Raw genomic sequence first — 23,887 nt, 5'->3', positions numbered from 1 at the left:
GAGCCCTTGGCAACCCTTCATGCCTGCCGGGGCAAGCGGCTGGCGTAGCCTAGCCTAGCTTAGAGCATCATCCGATCAGATGGAATCATCTGATCGGATAAAGATGCTCGACTTATCAATATGATAGAGCACTACATCCGATCCAATCGGATCGGAAAGTGCTCTAGCTGAGCCTAGCATACCGACAATACGGCGGGTTCAAGGGCGGGCAGCTTGCCTGCCGGATGGGTGGGATTGCGAAATCGCAGCGCATCGGCCCTGTCCTCGGCACAGAGTTCGATCCGTGATGTACAGGTGACGGCGACCACCGGCCTTGCTTCCGGAAAGGTGAGAAACTGCCGTGCCTCGCCTTCGAGGGTGAGTTGTTCGCGCAGCAGGCGCCATTCCAGACGATCGGTATCCTCGATGAACATTGCGAGAATGCCTGGACGGGCGCCGGTCAGCCGCGCGGGGGCAAGCGCGGCAAGACGATGACGCATCGCCACCGCCACCTCATTCTCGCTGCCGGCGCGGGCAGCGAGCACAAAAACGCCCTGGCCGTCGCCGGTCACGGCAAGGTTCGCCTCAGGGCCGAATTCGTGCCGCAACCGGTTCATCAGCCCGTTCTCGTTGGCCTGCGCTGCGGCCAGCATGAGCGGATCGAGACGCAGGACCGCCGCTTCGTCCTGATCCGACCGCTTCGCGCCGGTGAGCATTTCATTGATGCGGCGATGCAGTTCGGCGAGGGTGGTGGTACCATCCGGCTCGACGACGCGCAGGCCGCGCGGCAGTGTCATTTTCAGAAGATAGCGACCAGGATGGGCGGATAGCCATGTCTGCAGATCCGGATCGATCCGATCCATCAACTGCATCCACGCGGCGCGATGGACGAGGCGGCCGGCCTCTGCGGAGAGCGTGTCGCAAACAATTTCAACCGCTGTATCTTCGCGCGTTGCGAGGAGGTCATACGTGGTGGCGTCCTCCAGCCCCGCGAATTCGACCTCAAACCCCATCGCGCGATGCCGCTCTGCGGTGTCATGGAGATGCAGCAACGGGATCAGCGTTCCATCCGTCGCAAGGGCGGCGTCAAACCTCTCCTGTCCGGATTTGCCGAGCCCTGCCGCGAGGAATTGAAGAGCCGCCACGCGGCCGGCGAGCACCTGATCGGCCGGCGAGAGCGGGAGATCCCGGACAACCTTCTCGGCGGCGAATTCGGCCGCATGGCGCAGCACAACAAGGCGCCCATAGCGCGGGCTTGCCGCAGCCTCGTCACGCAGACGACCGATCCTGGCAGACCAGGATTTTCGCCCGGCGCGATCGATCAGGGCGACAATCTGCTTTCGGGTTGCGGCCGGTGCGCGTGAATTGTTCATAAGCAAAGTGTCTACCTCACGCGCCGGCGGGCCGCCATCACTTTTTTGCCAGAGCATCAATATGATAGCGCTCGCCATCCGATCCTGATGGATCGGAAAGTGCTCCAGAGCATCATCCGATCAGATGGAGTTATCTGATCGGATAAAGATGCTCTGTTTATCAATAGGATAGAGCACTACTTCCGATCCTGATGGATCGGAAAGTGCTCCAGAGCATCATCCGATCAGATGGCGTTATCTGATCGGATAAAGATGCTCTGTTTATCAATAGGATAGAGCACTACTTCCGATCCTGATGGATCGGAAAGTGCTCCAGAGCATCATCCGATCAGATGGCGTTATCTGATCGGATAAAGATGCTCTGTTTATCAATAGGATAGAGCACTACTTCCGATCCGAAAGGATCGGAAAGTGCTCTAGCGGCAGGTGACCTGAGCCGGTATCGCCGCACTGCGCGCGGTGCAGCAGGAGCTGGTCGGCCAGCACGCAAGCCATCATCGCCTCGCCCACCGGCACAGCACGGATGCCGACGCAGGGATCGTGCCGCCCCTTGGTCTGGATGTCGACCTCGTCGCCGTCGGAATCGACGCTGTGTACCGGGGTGAGAATCGAACTGGTCGGCTTCACCGCGAAACGGACGATGACGGGCTGGCCAGTCGAGATGCCGCCGAGCACGCCGCCGGCGTGATTGGCGAGGAAGCGGACCGTGCCGTCCTCGTTCATGCGCATCTCGTCCGCGTTCTGCTCGCCACGCAGGGCGGCGGCGGCGAAACCGTCGCCGATTTCCACGCCCTTGACCGCGTTGATGCTCATCATCGCCGCCGCGAGATCGGCATCGAGCTTGGCATAGACCGGCGCTCCGAGGCCGGGGGACACGCCCTCGGCAACGACCTCGACCACGGCACCGAGCGAGGAGCCGGCCTTACGCACGGCATCGAGCTCGTCGGCCCATTCCTTTGCGGCAACCGGGTCGGGGCAGAAGAAGGCGTTGCGGTCGACCTCGTCCCAGTCGAAACGGGCGCGGTCGATCACATGCTTGCCCATCTGCACGAGCGCGCCCCTGATTTGCACGCGTGCGCCCAGGATCTTGCGCGCGATGGCGCCGGCGGCAACGCGGGATGCGGTTTCCCTGGCCGATGAGCGGCCGCCGCCGCGCGGATCACGGATCCCGTATTTCCAGTGATAGGCGATGTCGGCATGGCCGGGGCGGAAACGATCGGCGATGTTGGCGTAGTCCTGCGAGCGCTGGTCGGTGTTCTCGATCTGCAGGGCGATTGGTGTGCCAGTGGTCATGCCGCCATGTACGCCCGAGAGTATGCGGACGATGTCCGGCTCGCGGCGCTGGGTGGTGAAGCGGGACTGGCCGGGCCGCCGGCGATCGAGAAAGGGCTGGATGTCCGCTTCCGAGAGCTGGATGCGCGGCGGCACGCCGTCGACGACGCAGCCGATCGCTGGGCCGTGGCTTTCGCCCCAGGTGGTGACGCGGAAGAGATGGCCGAAACTGTTGTACGACATGCCGGTTTATAGGCGCTGGCGGCGGTGTTTCGCTAGGGTTTGTGGGGATTCATCGTGAGTTGATGACGGCTGCGGCGAGGTAGATCATTGCCTGGAAGCTCTGGTCTGTTTTGCAGGCGCGCAGGGCGATGCGTTTGAACTCTTTGAGCTTGCAGAAGAAATTCTCGACCAGATGACGCCATTTGTAGATTTCGCGGTCGATTTTCAGCTTCAGTGCCCGGGCCGGATGCTGGGAAATGACGACCCGGGCGCCTCTTTCGTTGAGTTCTGCGACCAGAGCGTTGCTGTCGAATGCCTTGTCTGCGATCAATCCACCGAATTCGACGTTGTCGATCAGTGGCGGGACCTCGATGCCGTCATGGCGATTGCCCGGCATGAGACGAAAGCGCACAAGGTTGCCCAGGGCATCCGTCAGCGCCAGGATTTTGGTTGTCATGCCACCTTTGGAACAGCCTATGGCCTGGCTTTGAGTCCCCCTTTTGCGCCCTGGCCGTGACGGTGGACCTTGACGATCGTGGCGTCGACCATGGCGTATTCCATATCGGGTTCATCAGATACCGCGTCGAAAATCCGTTTGAAAACATCAGCGCGGCGCCAGTCGTTGAACCGGCGGTAGGCCGTGCTCCAGTTGCCAAACATCGAAGGCAGATCACGCCACGGACTGCCAGTGCGGACAATCCAAAGTACCGCTTCCAGAAACAGCCGATTGTCCCGCCCGCTGCGGCCAGGGTCACTCGCCTTGCCAAGACAATGCGGTTCCATCCTCGCCCATTGGGCGTCCGTCAGTACAAATCGTTCCATTCACAGCTTGAATCACAGCAACACCCAAATGGGAATCCAAAATCCCCACAAACCCTAGAGCATCCGTATCCGATCGGATGGAAGCCTCTGATCGGATACGGATGCTTTGATAACCAATCAGATAGGGCAGGGCATCCGATCCGGATGGATCGGAACGTGCTGCAGTCTCCGCCGGCCGCCCGGTGCGGCCGGCGAAGGGTCGGTCAAAGCCCGAGGCCGAGTTGCGGACGCAAGGCGGCGAGGAGCGAGTCGGCCAGCGCGTCGGGGTCTGCCGTTGTGGTGCGGAGGTGGAACTCCGGCGCTTCCGGCGGCTCGTAGGGGCTGTCGATGCCGGTGAAGTTGCGGATCTCGCCGGCACCCGCCTTGCGGTAGAGCCCCTTCGGATCGCGCTCGCGGCAGACCTCGATCGGCGTGTCGACAAAAACCTCGTGGAACAGCCCCGGCTCGACGAGTTCGCGCGCCATGTTTCGCTCGGCGCGGAAGGGCGAGATGAAGCTGACCAGCACGATCATGCCGGCATCGGCGAACAGCTTCGCCACCTCGGCGACGCGGCGGATGTTCTCCACCCGGTCGGTATCGGTGAAGCCGAGATCGCGGTTGAGCCCGTGGCGCACATTGTCGCCATCGAGCAGGTAAGTATGCACGCCGAGCAGGTGCAGCTTTGTTTCCAGCGCGTTGGCGATGGTCGACTTGCCCGAGCCGGACAGGCCGGTGAACCAGAGAATCGCCGGGCGGTGGCCGTTCAGCGCCTCGCGGGCGGTGCGGTCGATGGTCAGTGCCTGGCGGTGGATGTTGCTCGCGCGGCGCAGCGGATGGCGGATCATGCCGGCGGCGACGGTGGCGTTGGTCATCCGGTCGATCAGGATGAAGGCGCCGGTGCGCGGGTTCAGCGTGTAGGGGTCGAAGGCGACCGGCGTGGCGAGGGCGACATTGACCGAGCCGACCTCGTTAAGCATGAGGGACTCGGCGGCGAGTTCGTCGAAATTGTTGACGTTGACCTTGTGCTTGATGCGCGAGACGACGCCGGAGACGGTCGCGGTGCCGAGCTTCACGATGTAGGGCCGGCCGGCGAAGAGCGGCGCCTCGCCCATCCAGACAAGGTCGGCGGCGAACTGGTCGGCAACATCCGGCCGGGCGCCGGGGCTGGCGAGCATATCGCCACGCGAGAGATCGACCTCGTCGGCGAGGGTGAGGGTGACGGCCTCGCCGGCGCGGGCGGCGGGGCGGTCGCCATCGGCGGTGACGATGCGGGCGATGCGGGTGAGCTGGCCGGAGGCTGCAACCAACACCTCGTCGCCCGGCCTGATTTCGCCACCGGCGAGCGTGCCGGCATAGCCGCGGAAATCGGCGTCTGGCCGGTTGACCCATTGCACGGGGAAGCGGAACGGCCCGGCGCCGGTGCCGCCTGGCTCGATGGTTTCCAGATGCTCGAGCAGGGTCGGGCCGTGATGCCAGGTCATGCGCGCGCTGCGATGGACGACATTGTCGCCATGGCGGGCGGAGAGCGGGATCGGGGTGATCGTCTCGAAATGGAACCGCGCGGCAAGGGCGCGGAACTCCTCGGCGATGGCGTCGAAGCGCGCCTGGTCAAACCCGATCAGGTCGATCTTGTTCACCGCAAGGACGATGTGGCGGATGCCGAGCAGGTCGGCGATGAAGGCGTGCCGGCGGGTCTGGGTCAGCAGGCCCTGGCTGGCATCGACGAGCAGGATGGCGAGCTGCGCGGTCGAGGCGCCGGTGGCCATGTTGCGGGTATACTGCTCGTGGCCGGGCGTGTCGGCGATGATGAACTTGCGCCGTTTCGTCGCCATGAAGCGGTAGGCGACGTCGATCGTGATGCCCTGCTCGCGCTCGGCTTCCAGCCCGTCGACGAGGAGGGCGTAGTCGATATTGGCGCCGTCGGTGCCGTATTTCCGTGAATCGCGTTCGAGGGCAGCGCGCTGGTCGTCGGGGATGTTGTCGGTGTCGAACAGCAGCCGGCCGATCAGGGTCGACTTGCCGTCATCCACCGAGCCGCAGGTCAGCAGGCGCAGCAGCGAGCGGGAAGCGATCATGCTCATCGCGTTCATCAGAAATATCCCTCGCGCTTCTTCTTTTCCATCGCCGCGGCATCGTCGTGGTCGATCAGCCGTCCCTGGCGCTCGGACATCCGCGAGGCGCGCATTTCGGCGAGTACCGCATCGAGGGTTTCGGCATCGGATTCGATCGCGGCGGTCAGCGGATAGCAGCCGAGTGTGCGGAAGCGGACCTTGCGCAGCTGCGGCACCTCGCCGGGCCGGAGCGGCAGGCGGTCGTCATCGACCATCAGGAGCTGGCCGCCGCGTTCGACCACCGGGCGCTCCTTCGCGAAATAGAGCGGCACGACGGGAATATTCTCGCGGGCGATGTAGTTCCAGATATCCGCCTCGGTCCAGTTCGAGAGCGGAAAGACGCGCATGGTCTGGCCGGGGGCGAGGCGGGTGTTGAACAGGTTCCAGATTTCCGGCCGCTGCGCCTTCGGATCCCAGCCATGGCCGGCGGTACGAACCGAGAAGATGCGTTCCTTGGCGCGGGATTTTTCCTCGTCGCGCCGGGCGCCGCCAAAGGCCGCGTCGAACTGCAACTCGTCGAGCCCGGCCTTCAGCGTTTCGGTCTTCATCACCTGCGTGTAGGTCGAGGCGCCGTAGTCGAACGGGTTCACACCGCGAGCGGCGGCCTCGGCATTGTGGCGGACGATGAGATCGAGGCCGAGGCGCTGTACCGTTTCGTCGCGGAAACGGATCATCTCGCGGAATTTCCAGCCGGTATCGACGTGCATCAGCGGGAAGGGCGGTTTCGCCGGGTAGAATGCCTTCATCGCGAGATGCAGCATCACCGAGCTGTCCTTGCCGATCGAATAGAGCATGACCGGGTTGCGGAACCCCGCTGCGGTCTCGCGGATGATCTCGATGCTTTCCGCCTCGAGTGCCGCGAGATCGGCATCCAGCGTGGCGGTCATAGTCTCTGTCGCGCTCATGACGGGCCTCGTTTCCGTAAGGAATAACCTTTGGAAAACAGAAACGCCCCCGGCTCGCAAGAGCCGGGGGCGAATTGAGCAGAAACCGGTTTCCGGATGGCCCGCGCGGAGTTTTTCCTCCCCCGCGCACCCCGCCCGGCAGTGAAACGCTTTGCCGTTACTTGGAGGTCTTTTCCTGCGGCAACGGCACCGCAACGAACAGAGCCTGGTTGCCGCGCATCACCCGCAGCGCGATCGCCTTGGCGTGGCCGGCTTCCGCCTTGTGGATCGCGCCAACCGCCTGCTCGGGATCGTTCACGGTCGTGCTGCCGACACCGACGATCAGATCGCCGGGACGGAGCCCAGCCTCGTCCGCCGGCGAATTCGGCGCGACATGCGCGATCAGCGCGCCGGAGACACCGCCCGGCAGATTGAGCTGCTGGCGGGCTGCATCGGTCAGCGGTGCAAGGGAGAGGCCGAGTTCCGGCTTGTGCACCGCGCCGCCGCCCTGGTTGCCGCCGGGGCCGAAGGCGGCCTGGGCGTTTGCCGGCATCTTCTCGACACGCAGGTTCAGCTCGTGCGATGCGCCGCCCCGCAGATAGGTAATGCTGGCATTGCCGTCCGGCTTGATCCCGGAGATGGCAAGCGCGAGTTCGCGCGGATCGCGCACCATCTTGCCATCGACCTTGGTGATGATGTCGCCGGGCTTGAGGCCAGCCTTGGCCGCCGGACCATCGGGCATCGTTTCCGCGATCAGCGCGCCATCGGCATGGCCATCATGCACGGAGACGCCCATGGCCTGCGCCATTTCCGGGGTGATCGTCTGCACCTGCACACCGATGAAGCCGCGGGTGATGTGGCCGGACTTGATCAGCTCATCGGAAATCTGTTTCACCATGTCCGACGGGATCGAGAAACCGATGCCGACCGAACCACCGGATGGCGTCAGGATCGCGGTGTTCACGCCGATCACCTCGCCCCTCTGGTTAAGCAGCGGACCGCCGGAATTGCCTTCGTTGATCGGCGCATCGATCTGGATGAAGCTGTCATACTGACCGTCGCCGATATCGCGGCCGAGTGCCGAAACCACGCCGGTCGTCACCGTTTCGGCGAGGCCGAACGGGTTGCCGATCGCGATCACCCACTGGCCGGGTACGACCTTGGACGAGTCCCCAAGCTGCAGATAGGGAAACGGCTTGTCGCGCGTGACCTTGAGCACCGCGAGGTCGGTGCTCGGGTCGGTGCCGATGACCTTGGCCGGCAGTTTCGACCCGTCGGACAGGGTGACGAACACAGATTTGGCGTGTTTCACGACGTGGTTGTTGGTCACGAGGTAGCCGGTCGAGGAAATGAAGAAGCCGGACCCCTTGGCTTCGACCGCCTGGGGCCGCTGCGGATGCGGCATCGCGAAGGGGAAGGGGAAGGGCATGCCAGGCGGAAGCCCGTTCTGCGACTGGGTATCGCTCGCGGTCTGGGTCTTGAGATGAACGGTGACCGAGACGACAGCCGGGCTGACATCCTTGACCAGCGGGGCAAAGCTCGGGATGGGTTTGAAGTCCTTCTGGACCTTGGCCGTTGCGTCGTATGCTTGGTTGTTGGCGAAAGCGCTGCCGGCCGAAACCGCGGCCAGCGAGGCGCTGGCCAGCATCACTGCGGTGAGGGCGGCAAGGCGCCCGGGCCGACGGCGGGCGAGGAACAGGTTCATTCAGTCTATCCTTCTTGTTCGGCCGGCCGCGCCGGCGGAAGAGGGGCTGCCCCGCGAGGGGCAGAGGCTAGGGGCACCGATCTGGACTATTGGTCCGTTCCACAAGCGGGACAGTTCCCGAAACGGATCAATCGCCTGAAAGCGCATATAGAGCGGTTCCTAAACAGCACTATCCCGCCCCCATGAAACTCGTTTCATTCACGGATGTCGACAAGCACGAGCTCGGCGCCGTCCGCGTCCGCGGTGATCACAATCTCGCGTTCTCCCTGCACCGCCGCGCCATCGCGCGTTGCAGCCGCATGGCCGTTCACGGTGAAAGAGCCGCTGGCGGGAACGAGATAGGCGGCGCGGCCGGGTGCGATGGGCTGGGTGATCCGCTCGCCGGGGGCCATGCGAGCGGCCAGCACGGCGGCGTCGGCATGCAGGGGCAAGGCGCCACGTTCGGCATCGCCCTCCCGCCCGCCGGCCAGCACGGTCAGGCCAGCGCCGGTCGATCTCGGAAACGCCCGGGTTGCCCAGCCCGGCTCAACGCCGCGCCGGTCGGGCAATACCCAGATCTGGAACAGCCGGGTCGGCTCCGCCTCCAGGTTGTATTCCGCATGCACAATGCCGGTTCCCGCATGCATGACCTGGACATCTCCCGCGCGCGTCACGCCGCGATTGCCGAGATTGTCCTGGTGCGTGATCGCGCCCTGGCGGATGAAGGTGATGATCTCCATGTCGCGATGCGGGTGGGGATCAAACCCGGCTTGCGGGGCAACTTCATCGTCGTTCCAGACCCGCAGCGCGCCCCAGCCCATGCGGGCGGGCTCATGATAGCCGCCGAAGCTGAAATGGTGGCGCGCATTCAGCCAGTCATTGCGGAAACTGCCCAATGTCGCGAAGGGACGAATGTCGATCATCTTTCTTCTCCTGCACGATCCATCCGAGGGATCGCGATATTATTCGATATCGAATGATATATGGGGTGGAGATGCCGGCGTTCAATCCTCGGCGGCAACGCTGCCGAGCCGCCGCAACAATCCCTGCAAGACCAGGAGTTCGTCCTGATCCAGGCCACGCATCGCGGTGGCGATGTCATTGGCATGCTGAGGGAAAAGCTCCTCGATGAAGCGACGCCCCGCGTCGGTGAGGACAACCCTGACCCGTCGCCGGTCTTCGGGGCATTGCACCCGCTCGACGAGGAGGCGGCGGGCCAGCTTGTCGATCACGTCGGTCAGGTTGCCGGGACTGGTCAGCAACTTGCGCGTCAGGTCGCGCTGCGTCAGCGGACCGAGATGAAGCAGGGCTTCCAGCACACCGAGCTGAACATGCGTGAGACCGGCGGCCGCAAGGCGCGGTTGCGTGCGGTTGAGCACGGAATGGCTTGCGCGCATGAGCTTGACATAGGCGCGAACTGCGGTTTCCGTGGCTTCATCCTCGACGCCGAACATCGGTCTATCGGTTCATCAGCACCGGAAGTCGGGCATATTCAAGAACGTGCCGGGTGACGCCGCCAAGGATCAGCTGACGCAGGCGCGAGTGCGAATACGCGCCCATCGCCAGCAGATCCGCCCCGTATTCGGTCACGGCTGCGAGGAGCCCGGCGCCGGCACTGCGGTCGGTGGCGCGGAATTCGGTGTCGTCGGCGGCGACGCCGTGAAGTTCGAGATAGGCCGCGAGCTGGGCGGCCGGTGGACCTTGCCGCTGGTAGTCCGGCGAGTGAAAAATCCGCACATGCCCGGCGCTGGCGAGCCAGGGCATGATTGAGGCGACGGCGGAGGCGCTTTCCGCCGTGCCGTTCCAGGCGATCGCGATTCGTGTGCCGATCGTGTTCGCCGGCTCGACGGGAGCAATCAGGGCGGGCCGGCCAGAATCGAACAGAACGGCATGAAGCGCGTCCGCCGAGGCGACATCCTCGGCAGATTTGGGATGCGGCACAACGATGAGATCCGACAGCCTCGCCTCGCTGGCAACCAGCTCATCCTCGCGGCCGACAACGGAGGTGAACCACGCACTGGCCTGCTCGACGGCACCACCCGCCGCCCGCACCGGCGCGCCCACGGCAATGCCGCGGGCGGCGGTTTCGGCGTCGAACAATGCCGAGAGGGCGCGAGCCTCGGTGTTCCCCTCTTTTTCGGTCGTCGCCATCATCTCTTCGATCATCGCCCCTGAAAGGCCTTCGCCGGCCAGGGGCGCCACGTCGCGCGTATCGGTTCGAACGTGAAGGGCGTGGACGTGCGCCTGCCAGCGCATGCCGAGCAGGAGCGCCGTCCCGAGCGCTGCGCGGGCCGAAGCTGCGCCCGCGAGAGGCAGAAGAATCTTGCGGATCGCCATGGTCAATTCCTCCAGACCGCTTCGATGATGCGTATGATGCTACATCGTTGGCAGCGAGTCAGTACATCGTCGAGAGAACGGTCCGCAGGCGCTTCAGTTCCTCGAGCGCGCGGCCGGTACCCTTGGCAACGCATTGCAGCGCTTCGTCGGCAACGACGACAGGCAGGCCGGTGGCGTCGCGCAGCACGTCGTCGAGGCCACGCAGCAAGGCGCCGCCGCCGGTAAGGACGATCCCTTTATCGACGATGTCGCCGGCAAGTTCCGGCGGTGTGTTTTCAAGCGCGACCTTGACCGTTTCCACGATCTGGCCGACCGGTTCGGCGAGGCTCTCGGCGATCTGGGCTCTTGTAACCCTGACCTCGCGCGGGACGCCGTTGATCAGATCCCGGCCCTTCACCTCGTGCCAGTCGTTGTTGGTCGCGGGATTTGCCCACGCCGCGCCGATATCCAGCTTGATCTTTTCGGCTGAGGATTCGCCGATCAAGAGGTTGTGACCACGGCGCAGGTAGGAAATGATCGCCTCGTCCATCTTGTCGCCGCCCACACGGACGGACCGGGCATAGACGATGCCGCCGAGCGAGATCACGGCGACCTCGGTGGTGCCGCCGCCAATATCGACCACCATCGAACCCGAAGGCTCGGTTACCGGCAGTCCGGCGCCGATTGCCGCCGCCATCGGTTCCTCGATGAGCAGAACCTTGCGAGCCCCGGCACTCTCGGCACTTTCCTGGATGGCGCGACGTTCCACCGCGGTCGAGCCGGACGGAACGCAGACGATGATCAGCGGCGAGGCAAATCCCCGCCGGTTATGCACCTTGCGAATGAAATGCTTGATCATTTCCTCCGCCACCTCGAAATCGGCGATCACGCCGTCGCGCAGCGGACGAATGGCTGAAATGTTGCCCGGTGTGCGGCCCAGCATGTGCTTGGCTTCCTCGCCGACGGCAAGCACCTGCTTGCGCCCCTTCACCTCGGCGATCGCAACAACGGAAGGCTCGTCGAGAACGATGCCGCGGCCCTTCACGTAGACAAGGGTGTTGGCGGTTCCCAAATCGATGGCCATGTCGGCGGACATGAGCCCGAGAAGTCTGGAGAGCATGAAATCCTTTCCGCACGGCCAGGCCGGGTTCGCATGCGGTTCCCGGCGCCGGTTTTCAGTCTGGCTTTGGTTCAGTAAATGTCGTCTGTTAACGCATCTCAACTCGGAGTGTCGATGCAGCGGCCGGATTACAGGCTACCCGCCAGATTAACAAGGCCGTCCGTACCTGCCCCGTGTATCCGTAAAAGCCCCATGAAGTTGCCAAAACGCCGTCGTTACAATGCCGACATCCGGCGGACATCCAGACGCAACGCCGAGACCTATATCGCGTCGGATGGAATGAGGAGACCTAGACAATGGCCTTGAGATCGAAACAACGCTTCATCCTGCCCGTCCTGCTCTGCGCTACGGCGCTTGGGCTTGCCGGCTGCGGCTATACGCCCGGCCAGCGCGCCCTCTCCGGCGGCGCCATCGGTGCCGGAACGGGCGCCATCCTCGGCGCCGCAACCGGCGGCTCTGCCGCGACGGGCGCGTTGATCGGCGGTGCCGTGGGTGCGATCGGCGGTGCTGTGACGAACCCGAACCAGATCAATCTGGGCCACGTGCCATAATCCCGCCACCGCTTCGGCACCATCCGGAGCAAGCATGAAAAAGGGGGCTTTCACCCCCTTTTTTGTTGTCCTGCTGATCGGGTCAGATCAGCCGATGGTCTCGTCTGGCCAGATCAGCCGACGATCTCGGTGCCGGCGAAAAAGAACGCGATTTCCTGCGCCGCGGTGTCGGCCGCGTCGGAGCCATGGACGGAGTTCGCCTCGATGTCCTCGGCGAATTCGGCGCGGATGGTGCCGGCTTCGGCCTTCTTGGGGTCGGTCGCACCCATGATCGCGCGGTTGCGGGCTACCGCGTCGTCACCTTCAAGCACCTGGACGACGACCGGGCCCGACGTCATGAAGCTGACCAGGCCGGCGAAGAACGGACGCTCCTTGTGAACGCCGTAGAACGCCTCGGCCTGGCTCTTGGTCAGGTGAATGCGCTTCTGGGCGACGATGCGCAGCCCGATTTCCTCGAACTTCGCATTGATGCGGCCGGTGAGGTTGCGGCGCGTGGCGTCGGGCTTGATGATCGAGAGGGTGCGTTCGGTTGCCATGGGAGCCTCGTGTCTGGAGTTGAGCTGTTGGGCGCGCCCATACAGGGCCGGGCCGGGGTGGGCAAGTCCCGCCTTGTGGGATAGCAAGCGGCCATGAGCCTGTTGCGGATCGAAGACCTGTCCTTTTCCATCGCTGGCCGCGCCTTGCTCGAAGGGGCGGGGCTGGTCGTCGATCCCGGCCGCAAGATCGGTCTGATCGGGCGCAATGGTGCAGGAAAATCGACTCTTCTGAAATTGATCGCCGGTATTTACGCGCCGGATGGCGGCAGTATCCGCCTTGCCAGCCGCGCGCGGCTCGGCACGGTCGCGCAGGAGGCGCCGGCCGGCACAATCACCCCCGCCGCCGTCGTGCTCGCCGCTGATACCGAGCGCGGCGCGCTGCTCGACGAGGCCGCCAGCGCCGACCCTGAGCGGCTGGCGGCGATCCATGACCGGTTGATCGCGATCGACGCTGAATCAGCGCCCGCCCGGGCCGGGGCGATTCTCGCCGGGCTCGGGTTCGACGAGGCGGCGCAGAACCGGCCGATGTCGAGCTTTTCAGGCGGCTGGAGGATGCGCGTCGCCCTCGCTGCCGCGCTGTTCGCCGCCCCTGACCTGCTGTTGCTCGACGAGCCGACCAACCATCTCGATCTGGAAGCGACGCTATGGCTTGAAACCTGGCTCGCCCGGTTTCCCGGCGCGGTGCTGATGGTCTCGCATGATCGCGACCTGCTCGACCGCGCGGTGGACTCGATCGCCCATCTCGACCGTGGCAGGATCACGCTGACGCCCGGCGGCTTTGCCGAATTCGTCCGTATCCGCACCGAGCGGGCCGAGCAGCAGAACCGCGAGGCGGCGCGGATTGCCGCCCAGCGCGCCCACATGCAGGCCTTCGTCGACCGTTTCCGCGCCCAGGCTACCAAGGCGCGGCAGGCGCAGTCCCGCCTCAAGGCGCTGGCGCGGATGCCGGTGATCGACACGATCGTCGAAGACGCGCCGACGCGGTTCAGTTTTCCCGAGCCGCGGCCGCTCTCCCCGCCGCTGCTCGCCCTCGACCGCGCGACGCTGGGCTATGACGGCAAGCCGGTGCTGCGCGAGGTGTCGCTGCGGATCGACATGGAAGACCGGATCGCCCTGCTCGGCGCCAATGGCAACGGTAAATCCACTCTCGCCAAGGCGCTGGCCGGGCGACTGGAGCCGATGGCGGGGACGTCATTCCGCACGAGGGGAATCACCGTCGGCTATTTCGCGCAGCACCAGGAGGACGATCTCGACCTCGCGGACACCCCGCTCGGCCATCTCGCCCGCACGCTGCCGAAGGCGACGGTGACGGAGCTGCGCGCGCAGGCCGCGCGGTTCGGCCTCGACGCCGACCGGGTGGAGACGGTGGTCGGCCAGCTTTCCGGCGGTGAGAAGGCGCGGCTTCTCCTCGCCCTCGCCACGCGCGACGCGCCGCAGGTGCTGATCCTCGACGAGCCGACCAACCATCTCGATATCGATGCCCGCGAGGCGCTGGTACGCGCGATCACCGATTTCGCCGGCGCGGTGGTGCTGGTGACCCATGATACGCATCTGCTCGACCTCGTGGCCGACCGGCTGCTGCTCGTCGCGGACGGGCGGGTCGCGGCCTATGACGACGATCTCGAGTCCTATCGTCGGCTGATCACCCAGAAGCCGTCCGGCACCGGCGAGCGCAAGGCGGCGCCGGCGGCGAAGGATGACCGGCGGGCCCGCGCCGTTGCCCGCGAGGCGACAGCGCCGCTGCGCAAGGCCGCACGCGACGCCGAGGCGGCGATCGGCCGGCTCGAGGCGGAGAAGCGGACGCTGATGGCGAAGCTCGCCGATGCCGGGTTCTACGCGCGGGCGAAGCCAGAGGAGATTTCGGCGATCAATATCCGCCTCGCTGCCATCGCCACCGAGATCGAGGCCAGGGAGGCTGCCTGGCTTGAAGCCGAGGCGGCGCTGGAAGCCGCCGCCGGCTGACCGTCCGGCCTCATTCGGCGGCAAGAGCAGCCGGCGCGGGCGGCGGGTAGCGGCGCAGGATATAGAGCATCACCGCCATCGCGGGCAGCGCCGAGATCACGGTGAATTCGTAGAAGGGCAGCCAGCCCATCGCATGGACGAGGACGCCGGAGAAGCCGCCGATTGTGCGTAGGGCAAGCGCTGCGACGGAGGAGAGCAGGGCGTATTGCGTCGCGGTGTAGGCCTTGGTGCAGAGGCCGGAGAGATAGGTGATGAAGGCGGCATCGGCGATGCCTTCTGCGAAGCTTTCCGCGACGCTGGTCGCGAGCAGGATGTGCGGCAGATGCGGGTAGAGGCCGAGCAGCGGGTAGAGGATCAGCGTGAGGGTCTGGAAGGCGCCGGCGGTGAGCAGGGCGCGCCCGACGCCGAGCCGTGCCACGGCGACGCCGCCGAGTGCCGTGCCCGCGAGGACGGCCACCAGTGAGGGCGGGCCGTTGGCAATGGCGATGGTCGCGCGGTCGAAGCCGAGATGGGTGTAGTAGGGCGCAAGCATCACCCCGGCCAGCGCTTCGCCGAGGCGGAACAGGATGACGAAGGCGAGGATGATCCAGGCGCCCTCGCGGCTGAGGAAATCGGCGAGCGGCGCGATCACCGCCTCGCGGAAGCGGGCGCCGATCGAGACCGGCCCGCGCGCCGGCGGTGGGGTGGGCTCGGCGCAGGCCAGCGTTGCGGCGGCGCCGACGAGCTGGAGCGGAACCATCGCGAGGATCGCGACATGCCAGCCGGTGAGGGTGGACAGGGCGATGACGCCGGAGCCCGAGATCAGCATCGCCGCGCGGTAACCCCAGACATAGCCGGCGGTGGCGGCACCCTGCAGGTGTTGGGGGAATATCTCGATCCGCCAGGTATCGATCATGATGTCCTGGCTTGCCGAGAGGAAGGCGACGAGGCCGCCGGCCAGCAGCGTCGCGGCAAGGGCGTGCGCCGGGCTGGTGAGGGCAAGAGCGAGGACGGCGGCGGCGAGGCAGAGCTGGATTGGCAGCAGCCAGCCGCGCCGGCGGCCGAGCGCGCGGAACGGGCGCGGGGGGCGGAATTGGTCGAGCGCCGGCGCCCAGAGGAATTTCAGCGAATAGGCGATGCCTAGATTGGCGGTGAACCCGATCGCCTCCAGGGGCAAATGGGCGCGGGCGAGCCAGAGGCGGAGCGTGAAGCCGGACAGGGCGAGCGGCAAGCCAGAGGAAAAGCCGAGCAGGCCGATCAGGGCGATGGCGCGAATCCGGTTCATGCCGCCATTTGCCAGTCCCGCGCCCGGCGCCGTCAAGCCTCGGGCGGGATTTCGTGACGGTGGTTTAATCGGACGGAGACGCTTGCGCTGTTGCTCCCTGTGGTGCCGCACCCAACGTCTGTGGCGGAACGTGGCTTCGCGGGGGACTGCGAAACCTCATTTCAAGGAGGGAGACCATCATGAAGACCATCATGCTGACTGGCTTTGTCCTGGCCCTGACGAGTGGCATTGCCTTCGCGCAGGCACCGGCACCGACCCGCATGGGCGGCGCGCTGCCCGATGGCGCCTCGGCCGGAACCTATCTCGGCATCGCCGGGCAGGCGGTGGCGGCACATCAGAAAACACGGGCGCGGGTCGCGCTCGGCCGGGCCGAGACCGATCTGCTGACCAACTCCTATGTCGAGGGGAGTGTGCAGGGGATGATCCGCACACCGGCCATCGACGCGGTGCGGCGGGCCCGCAGCGCTGTCGAACGCGGTGACTACGCCAGGGCGCGCATGCTGGTCCATCGGGCGATAACGATGATCAGCGGCGGCGCCGCAATGGGGGCGCCGATGCCGGCGCAGGGGAGCGGTTCGATGATGCCGGCTCAGGGCGCCAACGGAATGCCCGTCCACGGCAGTGCGCCCATGATGCCGGCGCCGGCACCGGCGGCAAAATAACGGCCGGGACCACGTTTCGCCTGCCGGGCGGGCGGCTAGAGCATCATCCGACCAGATTGAGTCATCTGATCGGATAAAGATGCTCTGTTTATCAATATGATAGAGCACTACATCCGATCCGAGAGGATCGGAAAGTGCTCTAAGGCCGCCCCTTTTTCAACTCTTCATATCCCGTCTGCGTCATGAAGCTCGCTTTTGCAATGCAAAACGTGTAGAGCAACCGCGTTGAACCCCGAAAGACCTGTATCATGACCGAGACCAAGCTGCGCAACGTGGCGATCATCGCCCATGTCGACCATGGCAAGACAACGCTTGTGGACAATCTTCTCAAGCAGTCCGGCTCGTTCGGCGCGCATCAGCAGGTGGCCGAGCGCGCGCTCGACCGCAACGACCTTGAGCGCGAGCGCGGCATCACCATCCTCGCCAAATGCACCGCCGTGCAGTGGGGCGACGTGCGGATCAATATCGTCGACACGCCAGGCCATGCCGATTTCGGCGGCGAAGTCGAGCGCATCCTGAACATGGTGGACGGCGTGGTCGTCCTGGTCGATGCCGCCGAAGGCGTGCTGCCGCAGACCAAGTTCGTGGTCGGCAAGGCGCTGGCGCGCGGGCTGAAGCCGATCGTCGTCGTCAACAAGATCGACCGTCCGGATTCCCGCGCCGACGAGGTGCACAACGAGGTGTTCGACCTGTTCGCCGCCCTCGGCGCGAATGACGAGCAGCTCGATTTCCCGATGCTCTACGCCTCCGGCCGTCAGGGCTGGGCAACGGCGACCCTGGACGGACCGCGCGAGAACCTCTCGCCGCTGTTCGACCTGATCGTGAGCCATGTGCCCGCGCCCGGCCTGGATGCCGACGCACCCTTCGCCATGGTCGTGACCATTCTCGAGAGCGACAACTTCCTCGGCCGCGTGCTGACCGGCCGCGTCGAGCAGGGGCGGGCGACCGTGAACATGCCGGTGCGCGCCATCAGCTTCGACGGGCGCGCGGTGGAGACCGGGCGGTTGACCAAGCTGCTCGCCTTCCGCGGCCTGGAGCGCGTGCCGGTGGACGAGGTTTCGGCGGGCGACATCATCGCCGTCGCCGGCCTCAAGGAGGCGACCGTGCCGGATACGATCGGTGCCATGGAGATCAGCGCCGCGCTGCCGGCGATCCCGATCGACCCGCCGACGCTGTCGATGACCTTCCGCATCAATGATGGCCCGCTCGGCGGGCGCGAGGGCAAGAAGGTGACGTCGCGGCAGATTCGCGATCGCCTGTTCCGCGAGGCGGAAGCCAATGTCGCGATCCGCGTGACGGATTCGAATGAAACCGAGGCGTTCGAGGTGGCTGGGCGCGGCGAATTGCAGCTCGGCGTGCTGATCGAGACGATGCGCCGCGAGGGCTTCGAGCTGACCATCGGCCGGCCGCGCGTGCTGACCCGTGACAATCCGGAGACCGGCGTTCGCGAGGAGCCGATGGAAGAAGTGCTGATCGACGTCGATGAGCCCTATTCCGGTGTCGTCGTCGAAAAGATGAGCCGCCGCAAGGGCGAGTTGCAGGATATCCGTCCTTCGGGCGGCGACAAGCAGCGGCTGACGTTCCACATCCCGAGCCGCGGACTGATCGGCTATCACGGCGAGTTCCTGACCGACACGCGCGGCTCCGGCGTGATGAACCGCCACTTCATCGGCTACGGCCCCTGGAAGGGCACGATCGAGGGGCGGCGTAACGGCGCGCTGATCGCCAATGCCGATGGCGAGAGCGTGCAATACGCGCTGTTCTCCCTGCAAGATCGCGGCGCGCTGTTCATCGGCGGCGGCGAGAAGGTTTACGAGGGGATGATCATCGGCGAGCACAGCCGCGAGAATGATCTCGACGTGAACCCGATCAAGGAGAAGAAGCTGACCAATATCCGCGCCGCCGGCAAGGATGAGGCGCTGCTGCTGACGCCGCCGCGCCGGATGAGCCTGGAGCAGGCGATTGCCTATATCGAGGACGACGAACTGGTTGAGGTCACGCCGAGCGCGGTGCGGCTGCGCAAGCGGCATCTCGATCCGCATGCGCGCAAGAAGGCGGAGCGGGCGTCCGACGCCGCCTGATCCGGCGGGAATATCGTTCTGAATTGAGGTAGACCGGCCGGCGCGACAACGCCGGCCGGTTTTTTGTTAGAGCACTTTCCGATCCTTTCGGATCGGAAAGTGCTCTAGGCTCTGGACTCAACTGATCCATGATGTGACGGCGAGGACAAGGCAGATACCTGCGAGGAAATTTCGTGCGGTTTTGTCGTAGCGTGTGGCGATGGCGCGCCAGTCCTTGAGCCTGCAGAAGGCGCGTTCGATGAGATTGCGCTTTCTGTAGGCGACGGGGTCGAAGGGCGGAATGGCGCGGCGGTTGGGCATGGGCGAGATCACCGGCCTGGTGCCTTGGCGGGTGAGGAAGGCGCGAAGATCATCAGCGTCGTAGGCCTTGTCGGCGATCAGCTCTTCTGGTGGCGGTATTGTGGGCAGAAGCGCCCTCGCGCCGCTGATGTCGGAGGCCTGTCCTGGCGTCAGGAGGAGTGCGGCGATGCGCCCCTGCTCATCTGCGACGGCGTGGATCTTGGTCGTCCGTCCACCCCTCGACCGGCCGATGGCCTGGCTTTGCGCCCCCCTTTACCGCCCGCGGCCGCGCGGTGTGCCCGAACCGAGGTGCTGTCCACCATGGCGATGCGCGGCGGATCCGCGCAGGCGACAAGCGCCGCGAAGATCTCCTGCCAGAGGCCACGCTGGCTCCAGCGGTTGAACCGGTTGAACACAGTGGTTCGTGGCCCATAGGCCTCAGGAAGCGCTCGCCATCGCAAGCCCTCGCGAAAGCGATGCAGGATGCCGCTCAGCACCCGGCGGTCATCAACCCGAGGCTTGCCGCCAAGCTTCGGCAGCAATGGTTCGATCGCAGCCCATTGCGTGTCGTTCAGCCAGAAAAGTTCCGCCATGTTCCAAGTCCTCCGAACAGACTTGAATCAGACGCCCCGTAGTCATGGCAATAGGTACAGAACCTAGTCCCACTCCGGCGCGAAGGCCGGGTCGACGAAGCGCTGGGTTTTCGGCAGGGCGGCGAGGGCGGCGCGGTCCTCGTCGTCGAGGGCGATGGTGAGGGCTGCGAGATTGGCGCGCTGGGTTTCCTCGCGCGCCGCTTTCGGGATCGCCGCGACACCGTCCTGGTCGAGAAGGTATTTGAGGGCGATCTGTGCCGGAGTTGCTCCGTGCTTCGCAGCGACCGAAGCGAGCGCCGGATGGTCGCCCAGCCGGCCCTGGGCGAGCGGGCAATAGGCGGTGACCGTGATGCCGTGGGCCCGGGCATAGTCCAGCACCGCTTTCTGCCCGAGCAGGACGTGATATTCGACCTGGTTGCAGGCGATTTCGGCACCGATCGACTCAACCGCCTGGCGCATCAGCGCGACCGTGAAGTTCGACACGCCGATATGCCGCACCAGTCCCTCGTGCTTGAGATGCGCCATGGTGGCCAGCACCGCGGCGAGGTTCATCGACGGTGACGGCCAGTGGATCAGGAAGAGGTTCACATGATCGGTGCGCAACTTGGCGAGGCTGGCCTCGATGGCGCGGCGCACGCCATCCGGGGTGAGATTTTCGTACCAGACCTTGGTGGTGAGAAAGATCTCGTCACGCGGAATGGAACTGCTGGCGAGGGCGGCGCCGACGGCTTCCTCGTTGCCATACATCTCGGCGGTGTCGATATGGCGATAGCCGAGGGATAGCGCGCGGGTGACGGCGGCGGTGCAGTCGCGCCCGCTCATCCGCCAGGTGCCGAGACCGAGCTTGGGCATGGCGAGCGCGCCGCCGGTGATGGGCATGCCTGTCATGTCAGTCCTTTCGCGAGAAGTCGATCAGGGCAAGAAAGCCGGTTTCCGTGCCGAAGGCGAGATAGGCGCCGTTCGGGCTCCAGCCGAGGGCGGAGACCGCGCCGCGCCCGGCGGCGGCAACGGGCAGGATGCGTTCGCGCGCGATGTCGGCCACCACGACAGAGCCATCGGCGAAACCGGCGGCGACGACCTCGTGCTGCGGATGGCAGGCGACGCGCCGGACCACGGTATCGCCGGCAGCGAGTTCGAGCGGCGCCTTGCCCATCGGCCCGCCGCCGAAGAACGGCCAGATCACGATGGCCTCGGCGCCGGCGGTGGCCAGCCATTTGCCGGAGCGGGTGAAGTCGAGCGATTCGGGCTTTGTCGGGTAGCCGCTCATCCGCATGTGCTGGCCGTCGGGCAGCTTCCAGCCATGAAGTTCGTTTTCCTGCATGGCGGTGACCATCGCCTCGATATCGGGATGCAGGGCGACGGCGAGGTGGCTGCCCTTCCACTCGAAGACCTGCGGCTTCGCGTTCTCGGAGCGGACGAACCAGAGCGAGGCGCCGTTGTAATGCGCCGCGGCAAGGCGGCGGTGCTTCGGATCGAGCGCCATGCCGGCGACGGTCGAGGGATGGACGAGGGTGCGGAGCGTGGCGCCGCCGGCATCGAGCAGGTGGATCGTCTTCCCGACCGCGGCAGCCCGTAGCGGCGCCTTGCGATCCGGCACGGTGAGGACGTGCTCGACCCATTTCATGCCGAAGCTGGCGAGTTCGGTGCTTTCGCCGGTCGCCGGATCGAGACGTTTGAGCGCGCCGTCATCGCCGCCCGAACAGAAGCCGCGCTCGTCGATATCCGGCACGAGGGCGAGCACCGCGCCGTCATGGCAGGCGTGCTCGGCGAAGTCGCCGCCGCTGACGCGGCGGAGCACGATCCGCCCGTCGCCGAGCCCGGCGCCGAGGGTGCCGCCGGCACGGTCGAAAGCGAGGGCGGTGACGAACTCGGCGCAATCGTGCGTCACACCGCGCACGCGGAGCATCTCGTCCGCATCAGTGACCATGCCGCTCATTCGGCGATGCAGCTTTCGAAGCCGCGGCGCAGCATCGGGCGGTTGAGATCGCGGCCGATGAAGACGATGCGGCTTTCGCGTTCCTCGTCCTCCTTCCAGGGGCGGATGAAATCGCCATCCGCCATCATGTGCACGGCCTGGAAGGCGAAGCGGCGATCCTCGCCGGCGAAGGCGAGGATGCCCTTGGTGCGCAGGATGTCCTGCCCCTGGGTGGCGAGGATGCCGCCGATCCAGGCGTTGAACAGCTCGGGGTCGAGCGGCTTTGTCACCGACAGGCTGATGCTGCTCATGTGCTCGTCATGGGTGTGGGAATCCTCTTCAAGGAAATCCGGCACCGATTGCAGCACGCGGTCGAGGCTGAAGGCGTTGATGCCGAGCAGGCGGTCGGCCGGGACGTCGGCGCGGGTCGTGTGGTGGATCTGCGCGAAACGGTTGATCGTGCGGATCCGCGCCTCGACATCGGCGAGTTCCTTCGGGGTGACGAGGTCGAGCTTGTTCAGCACGATGACGTCGGCAAAGGCGATCTGGTCCTCGGCTTCCGGCGCATCGGCGAGGCGGGCGGGCAGGTTCTTCGCGTCGACCACGGTGACGATCGCATCGAGCCTCGTCTTTGCCTTCACATCCTCGTCGACGAAGAAGGTCTGCGCGACGGGGGCAGGGTTGGCGAGGCCGGTGGTCTCGACGATGATGCCATCGAAGCGGTTGCGGCGCTTCATCAGCCCGCCGATGATGCGGATCAGGTCGCCGCGCACGGTGCAGCAGATGCAGCCGTTGTTCATCTCGAAGACTTCCTCGTCGGTATCGACGACGAGGTCGTTGTCGACGCCGCGCTCGCCGAACTCGTTGATCACGACCGCGTATTTGCGGCCATGATCCTCGGTGAGGATGCGGTTGAGCAGGGTGGTCTTGCCCGCACCGAGAAAGCCGGTGAGGACGGTGACGGGAACGAGATCGCTCATGCGGGAGATCCTGTCATAGAGGGGCGTGTCGTTGCTGCGGGATATAGGCAGGCGGGCTCGGGCGGACCAGTGCGCGGCGCGGCGAGGCCGAGGCCGAGCATGAGGAACAGCCAGCCCGCCATCGGCAGGACGGCGAAATTGTCGGTCGAGGCGAGCGGCCAGGCATAGGTCAGCACGCCGATGAAGGCGCCGAGTGCCAGCGGGCGGCGCATGATCCCGCGGCCAAGTGCCAGCAGCCAGGCCGCGTTCATCGCGGCGAACAGCGCGAGCCCGAGCAGCCCGCCATCGAGCCCGGCCTGAAGATAGAAATTATGCGGATGGATGTTGCAGGCGCCGCGCTTCAGGCTGGTCGGGCCGACCCCCAGCGCGGGGAGGCCGCGATCGAACCGCGGTTCGGGGCAGAAATCGCGGAAACCATTGAAGCCATAGCCGCGCCAGGGGGCGTGCTCGATCATCACTGTCGCCCGCGTGTAGAGCTCGCCATAGGGGCTTTTCGCGAAATGGCTGACCTGGCGGCTGGTCTCCAGCACCAGCTTGTCGAAACTGGGCGGCGAGACCAGCTTCAGCGCCGGAATCGCGAGCATGATCAGTACGCCGAGGCCGATCGCCGGCAGGCGGATCGGCCGGAAGGCGAGGGCTGTGACGGCGAGGCCAAGCAAGGCCAGCGCGAAGGGCATGCGCTGGCCGATCACCAGCGTTGTCGCGAAGCCGAGCCCGCCGACGGCCGCCGCGGCGAGTTTCGACGCGATTCCGGGCCGCGCGATCAGCGCCGCGATGACCGGCAGGGCGGTGAGAAACAGCAGGTGGCTGAATGGGGGGCCGGCGCGCGGCGCCCAGAATGGGCCGGTGAGCGCGCCGTCGGCCCAGCGGTGGTCGCCGAAAATGTTCACACCGATGATCTCCTGCTGCCAGCTTTGCAGCAGGATCCAGGCTTCGCAGGCGGCGAGGGCGAGCCAGAACCGGGTCCGTGCGGCTTCAATGTCGAGCACCCAGTGGCCAAGGGCGGCGGCGAGTACCAGCAGGCGGATGAGCACCAGCGCCTGGGTGAAGGATTTCCAGCCGCCCGGCCCGAGGCCGAGGGCCGGGATCGGCGCGGAGCAGATCATCACCGCGATCCACCAGAGGCATCCGAGCACGAACCAGGGTTGCCGCACCCAGCGCCAATCGCCGGTGCGAGCGGAGTGGATGAGGAACAGGATATCGACCGCCCCCATCGCGAACTCCGCGCCGGCACGGGCGTAAAGCAGGCCAAACGGCAGGATCAGGGCGGCGATCAGGGCGGCGCGTTGCATCGTCATGCTC

Annotated in this window: 21 protein-coding genes; 4 read left to right on the top strand and 17 right to left on the bottom strand. The window is 65.7% G+C overall.

The features are described 5' to 3' along the window. Positions 1–173: 173 nt before the first annotated feature. From HUW10_RS04580 to HUW10_RS04535, 10 genes are all read right to left on the bottom strand, one after another. Positions 174–1,352, bottom strand: coding sequence for a hypothetical protein (locus HUW10_RS04580; RefSeq protein ID WP_174502422.1), 1,179 nt, complete (start codon positions 1,350–1,352; stop codon positions 174–176). A 384-nt stretch (positions 1,353–1,736) separates the two neighbouring features. Next, a complete protein-coding gene (gene aroC / locus HUW10_RS04575; protein WP_174502421.1) occupies positions 1,737–2,867 on the bottom strand; it encodes a chorismate synthase in 1,131 nt (376 codons plus the stop codon). A 49-nt stretch (positions 2,868–2,916) separates the two neighbouring features. Further along, positions 2,917–3,668, bottom strand: a protein-coding gene (locus HUW10_RS04570) for an IS5 family transposase (RefSeq protein WP_174502420.1) whose coding sequence is annotated in 2 segments (ribosomal slippage) — positions 2,917–3,338 and positions 3,338–3,668 — 753 coding nt in all. Because the reading frame shifts where the segments join, the coding sequence is not laid out codon by codon here. 203 nt (positions 3,669–3,871) lie between these two features. After that, positions 3,872–5,737, bottom strand: a complete 1,866-nt coding sequence (gene cysN, locus HUW10_RS04565) for a sulfate adenylyltransferase subunit CysN (protein WP_174502419.1) — start codon at positions 5,735–5,737, stop codon at positions 3,872–3,874. Further along, entirely contained in the window at positions 5,737–6,663 is a 927-nt protein-coding gene (cysD, locus tag HUW10_RS04560; protein ID WP_174502418.1) for a sulfate adenylyltransferase subunit CysD, read from the bottom strand. Before cysD ends, cysN begins: the two co-directional genes overlap by 1 nt. Positions 6,664–6,820: 157 nt before the next feature. Further along, positions 6,821–8,347, bottom strand: a complete 1,527-nt coding sequence (locus HUW10_RS04555; RefSeq protein WP_174502417.1) for a trypsin-like peptidase domain-containing protein — start codon at positions 8,345–8,347, stop codon at positions 6,821–6,823. A gap of 194 nt (positions 8,348–8,541) precedes the next feature. Next, positions 8,542–9,249 carry a pirin family protein gene (locus tag HUW10_RS04550; RefSeq protein WP_174502416.1) on the bottom strand — a complete coding sequence of 236 codons (708 nt, stop codon included), beginning with the start codon at positions 9,247–9,249 and terminating at the stop codon, positions 8,542–8,544. An 81-nt stretch (positions 9,250–9,330) separates the two neighbouring features. Continuing rightward, entirely contained in the window at positions 9,331–9,780 is a 450-nt protein-coding gene (locus HUW10_RS04545) for a MarR family winged helix-turn-helix transcriptional regulator (protein WP_174502415.1), read from the bottom strand. A 4-nt stretch (positions 9,781–9,784) separates the two neighbouring features. Then, positions 9,785–10,663 carry a universal stress protein gene (locus HUW10_RS04540; protein WP_174502414.1) on the bottom strand — a complete coding sequence of 293 codons (879 nt, stop codon included), beginning with the start codon at positions 10,661–10,663 and terminating at the stop codon, positions 9,785–9,787. Positions 10,664–10,721: 58 nt separating this feature from the next. After that, a complete protein-coding gene (locus HUW10_RS04535; RefSeq protein ID WP_174502413.1) occupies positions 10,722–11,762 on the bottom strand; it encodes a rod shape-determining protein in 1,041 nt (346 codons plus the stop codon). Between the two features lie 296 nt (positions 11,763–12,058). Between HUW10_RS04535 and HUW10_RS04530 the strand changes: the two genes are divergently transcribed. Further along, entirely contained in the window at positions 12,059–12,313 is a 255-nt protein-coding gene (locus HUW10_RS04530) for a YMGG-like glycine zipper-containing protein (RefSeq protein ID WP_236656211.1), read from the top strand. A 113-nt stretch (positions 12,314–12,426) separates the two neighbouring features. Here the strand turns inward: HUW10_RS04530 and ndk are convergent, their stop codons facing one another. Then, positions 12,427–12,849 (bottom strand): nucleoside-diphosphate kinase, encoded by a 423-nt coding sequence (gene ndk / locus HUW10_RS04525; protein WP_174502412.1) that lies wholly within the window; start codon positions 12,847–12,849, stop codon positions 12,427–12,429. A gap of 93 nt (positions 12,850–12,942) precedes the next feature. On the opposite strand from ndk, the gene HUW10_RS04520 reads away from it, so the two are divergent. After that, positions 12,943–14,811 (top strand): ABC-F family ATP-binding cassette domain-containing protein, encoded by a 1,869-nt coding sequence (locus HUW10_RS04520; RefSeq protein ID WP_174502411.1) that lies wholly within the window; start codon positions 12,943–12,945, stop codon positions 14,809–14,811. A 10-nt stretch (positions 14,812–14,821) separates the two neighbouring features. On the opposite strand, the gene HUW10_RS04515 is transcribed toward HUW10_RS04520, so the two are convergent. Beyond that, positions 14,822–16,075 carry an AmpG family muropeptide MFS transporter gene (locus tag HUW10_RS04515; RefSeq protein WP_174502410.1) on the bottom strand — a complete coding sequence of 418 codons (1,254 nt, stop codon included), beginning with the start codon at positions 16,073–16,075 and terminating at the stop codon, positions 14,822–14,824. Positions 16,076–16,254: 179 nt separating this feature from the next. Here HUW10_RS04515 and HUW10_RS04510 point away from each other — a divergent pair, with 179 nt between their 5' ends. Continuing rightward, entirely contained in the window at positions 16,255–16,737 is a 483-nt protein-coding gene (locus HUW10_RS04510) for a hypothetical protein (RefSeq protein WP_174502409.1), read from the top strand. Positions 16,738–16,985: 248 nt separating this feature from the next. Further along, positions 16,986–18,818 carry a translational GTPase TypA gene (gene typA / locus HUW10_RS04505; protein ID WP_174502408.1) on the top strand — a complete coding sequence of 611 codons (1,833 nt, stop codon included), beginning with the start codon at positions 16,986–16,988 and terminating at the stop codon, positions 18,816–18,818. Between the two features lie 117 nt (positions 18,819–18,935). On the opposite strand, the gene HUW10_RS04500 is transcribed toward typA, so the two are convergent. From HUW10_RS04500 to HUW10_RS04480, 5 genes are all read right to left on the bottom strand, one after another. After that, a protein-coding gene (locus tag HUW10_RS04500) for an IS5 family transposase (protein WP_371808615.1) occupies positions 18,936–19,690 on the bottom strand; the annotation gives its coding sequence in 2 pieces (ribosomal slippage) (positions 18,936–19,367 and positions 19,370–19,690; 753 coding nt in all). A 63-nt stretch (positions 19,691–19,753) separates the two neighbouring features. Beyond that, positions 19,754–20,578 (bottom strand): aldo/keto reductase, encoded by an 825-nt coding sequence (locus HUW10_RS04495; RefSeq protein ID WP_174502406.1) that lies wholly within the window; start codon positions 20,576–20,578, stop codon positions 19,754–19,756. Between the two features lies 1 nt (position 20,579). Continuing rightward, positions 20,580–21,626: a WD40 repeat domain-containing protein gene (locus HUW10_RS04490; RefSeq protein WP_174502405.1), complete on the bottom strand. Its 1,047-nt coding sequence runs from the start codon at positions 21,624–21,626 to the stop codon at positions 20,580–20,582. Further along, positions 21,623–22,585 carry a GTP-binding protein gene (locus HUW10_RS04485; protein ID WP_174502404.1) on the bottom strand — a complete coding sequence of 321 codons (963 nt, stop codon included), beginning with the start codon at positions 22,583–22,585 and terminating at the stop codon, positions 21,623–21,625. Before HUW10_RS04485 ends, HUW10_RS04490 begins: the two co-directional genes overlap by 4 nt. Continuing rightward, a complete protein-coding gene (locus tag HUW10_RS04480) occupies positions 22,582–23,877 on the bottom strand; it encodes an O-antigen ligase family protein (protein ID WP_236656209.1) in 1,296 nt (431 codons plus the stop codon). Before HUW10_RS04480 ends, HUW10_RS04485 begins: the two co-directional genes overlap by 4 nt. Between the last annotated feature and the right edge of the window lie 10 nt (positions 23,878–23,887).

This window comes from Acidiphilium sp. C61, assembly GCF_905116885.1.
GTDB lineage: Bacteria > Pseudomonadota > Alphaproteobacteria > Acetobacterales > Acetobacteraceae > Acidiphilium.
The sequence above is the reverse complement of the archived record's forward strand: the minus strand, read 5'-3'. Positions and strand labels throughout refer to the sequence as shown.

Excerpts from the sequence above, each read along its gene's own strand:
- HUW10_RS04580 (WP_174502422.1), bottom strand. The coding sequence starts at position 1,352 with ATGAACAATTCACGCGCACCGGCCGCAACCCGAAAGCAGATTGTCGCC.
- aroC (WP_174502421.1), bottom strand. The coding sequence starts at position 2,867 with ATGTCGTACAACAGTTTCGGCCATCTCTTCCGCGTCACCACCTGGGGC.
- cysN (WP_174502419.1), bottom strand. The coding sequence starts at position 5,737 with ATGAACGCGATGAGCATGATCGCTTCCCGCTCGCTGCTGCGCCTGCTG.
- cysD (WP_174502418.1), bottom strand. The coding sequence starts at position 6,663 with ATGAGCGCGACAGAGACTATGACCGCCACGCTGGATGCCGATCTCGCG.
- HUW10_RS04555 (WP_174502417.1), bottom strand. The coding sequence starts at position 8,347 with ATGAACCTGTTCCTCGCCCGCCGTCGGCCCGGGCGCCTTGCCGCCCTC.
- HUW10_RS04550 (WP_174502416.1), bottom strand. The coding sequence starts at position 9,249 with ATGATCGACATTCGTCCCTTCGCGACATTGGGCAGTTTCCGCAATGAC.
- HUW10_RS04545 (WP_174502415.1), bottom strand. The coding sequence starts at position 9,780 with ATGTTCGGCGTCGAGGATGAAGCCACGGAAACCGCAGTTCGCGCCTAT.
- HUW10_RS04540 (WP_174502414.1), bottom strand. The coding sequence starts at position 10,663 with ATGGCGATCCGCAAGATTCTTCTGCCTCTCGCGGGCGCAGCTTCGGCC.
- HUW10_RS04535 (WP_174502413.1), bottom strand. The coding sequence starts at position 11,762 with ATGCTCTCCAGACTTCTCGGGCTCATGTCCGCCGACATGGCCATCGAT.
- HUW10_RS04530 (WP_236656211.1), top strand. The coding sequence starts at position 12,059 with ATGGCCTTGAGATCGAAACAACGCTTCATCCTGCCCGTCCTGCTCTGC.
- ndk (WP_174502412.1), bottom strand. The coding sequence starts at position 12,849 with ATGGCAACCGAACGCACCCTCTCGATCATCAAGCCCGACGCCACGCGC.
- HUW10_RS04520 (WP_174502411.1), top strand. The coding sequence starts at position 12,943 with ATGAGCCTGTTGCGGATCGAAGACCTGTCCTTTTCCATCGCTGGCCGC.
- HUW10_RS04515 (WP_174502410.1), bottom strand. The coding sequence starts at position 16,075 with ATGAACCGGATTCGCGCCATCGCCCTGATCGGCCTGCTCGGCTTTTCC.
- HUW10_RS04510 (WP_174502409.1), top strand. The coding sequence starts at position 16,255 with ATGAAGACCATCATGCTGACTGGCTTTGTCCTGGCCCTGACGAGTGGC.
- typA (WP_174502408.1), top strand. The coding sequence starts at position 16,986 with ATGACCGAGACCAAGCTGCGCAACGTGGCGATCATCGCCCATGTCGAC.
- HUW10_RS04495 (WP_174502406.1), bottom strand. The coding sequence starts at position 20,578 with ATGACAGGCATGCCCATCACCGGCGGCGCGCTCGCCATGCCCAAGCTC.
- HUW10_RS04490 (WP_174502405.1), bottom strand. The coding sequence starts at position 21,626 with ATGAGCGGCATGGTCACTGATGCGGACGAGATGCTCCGCGTGCGCGGT.
- HUW10_RS04485 (WP_174502404.1), bottom strand. The coding sequence starts at position 22,585 with ATGAGCGATCTCGTTCCCGTCACCGTCCTCACCGGCTTTCTCGGTGCG.
- HUW10_RS04480 (WP_236656209.1), bottom strand. The coding sequence starts at position 23,877 with ATGCAACGCGCCGCCCTGATCGCCGCCCTGATCCTGCCGTTTGGCCTG.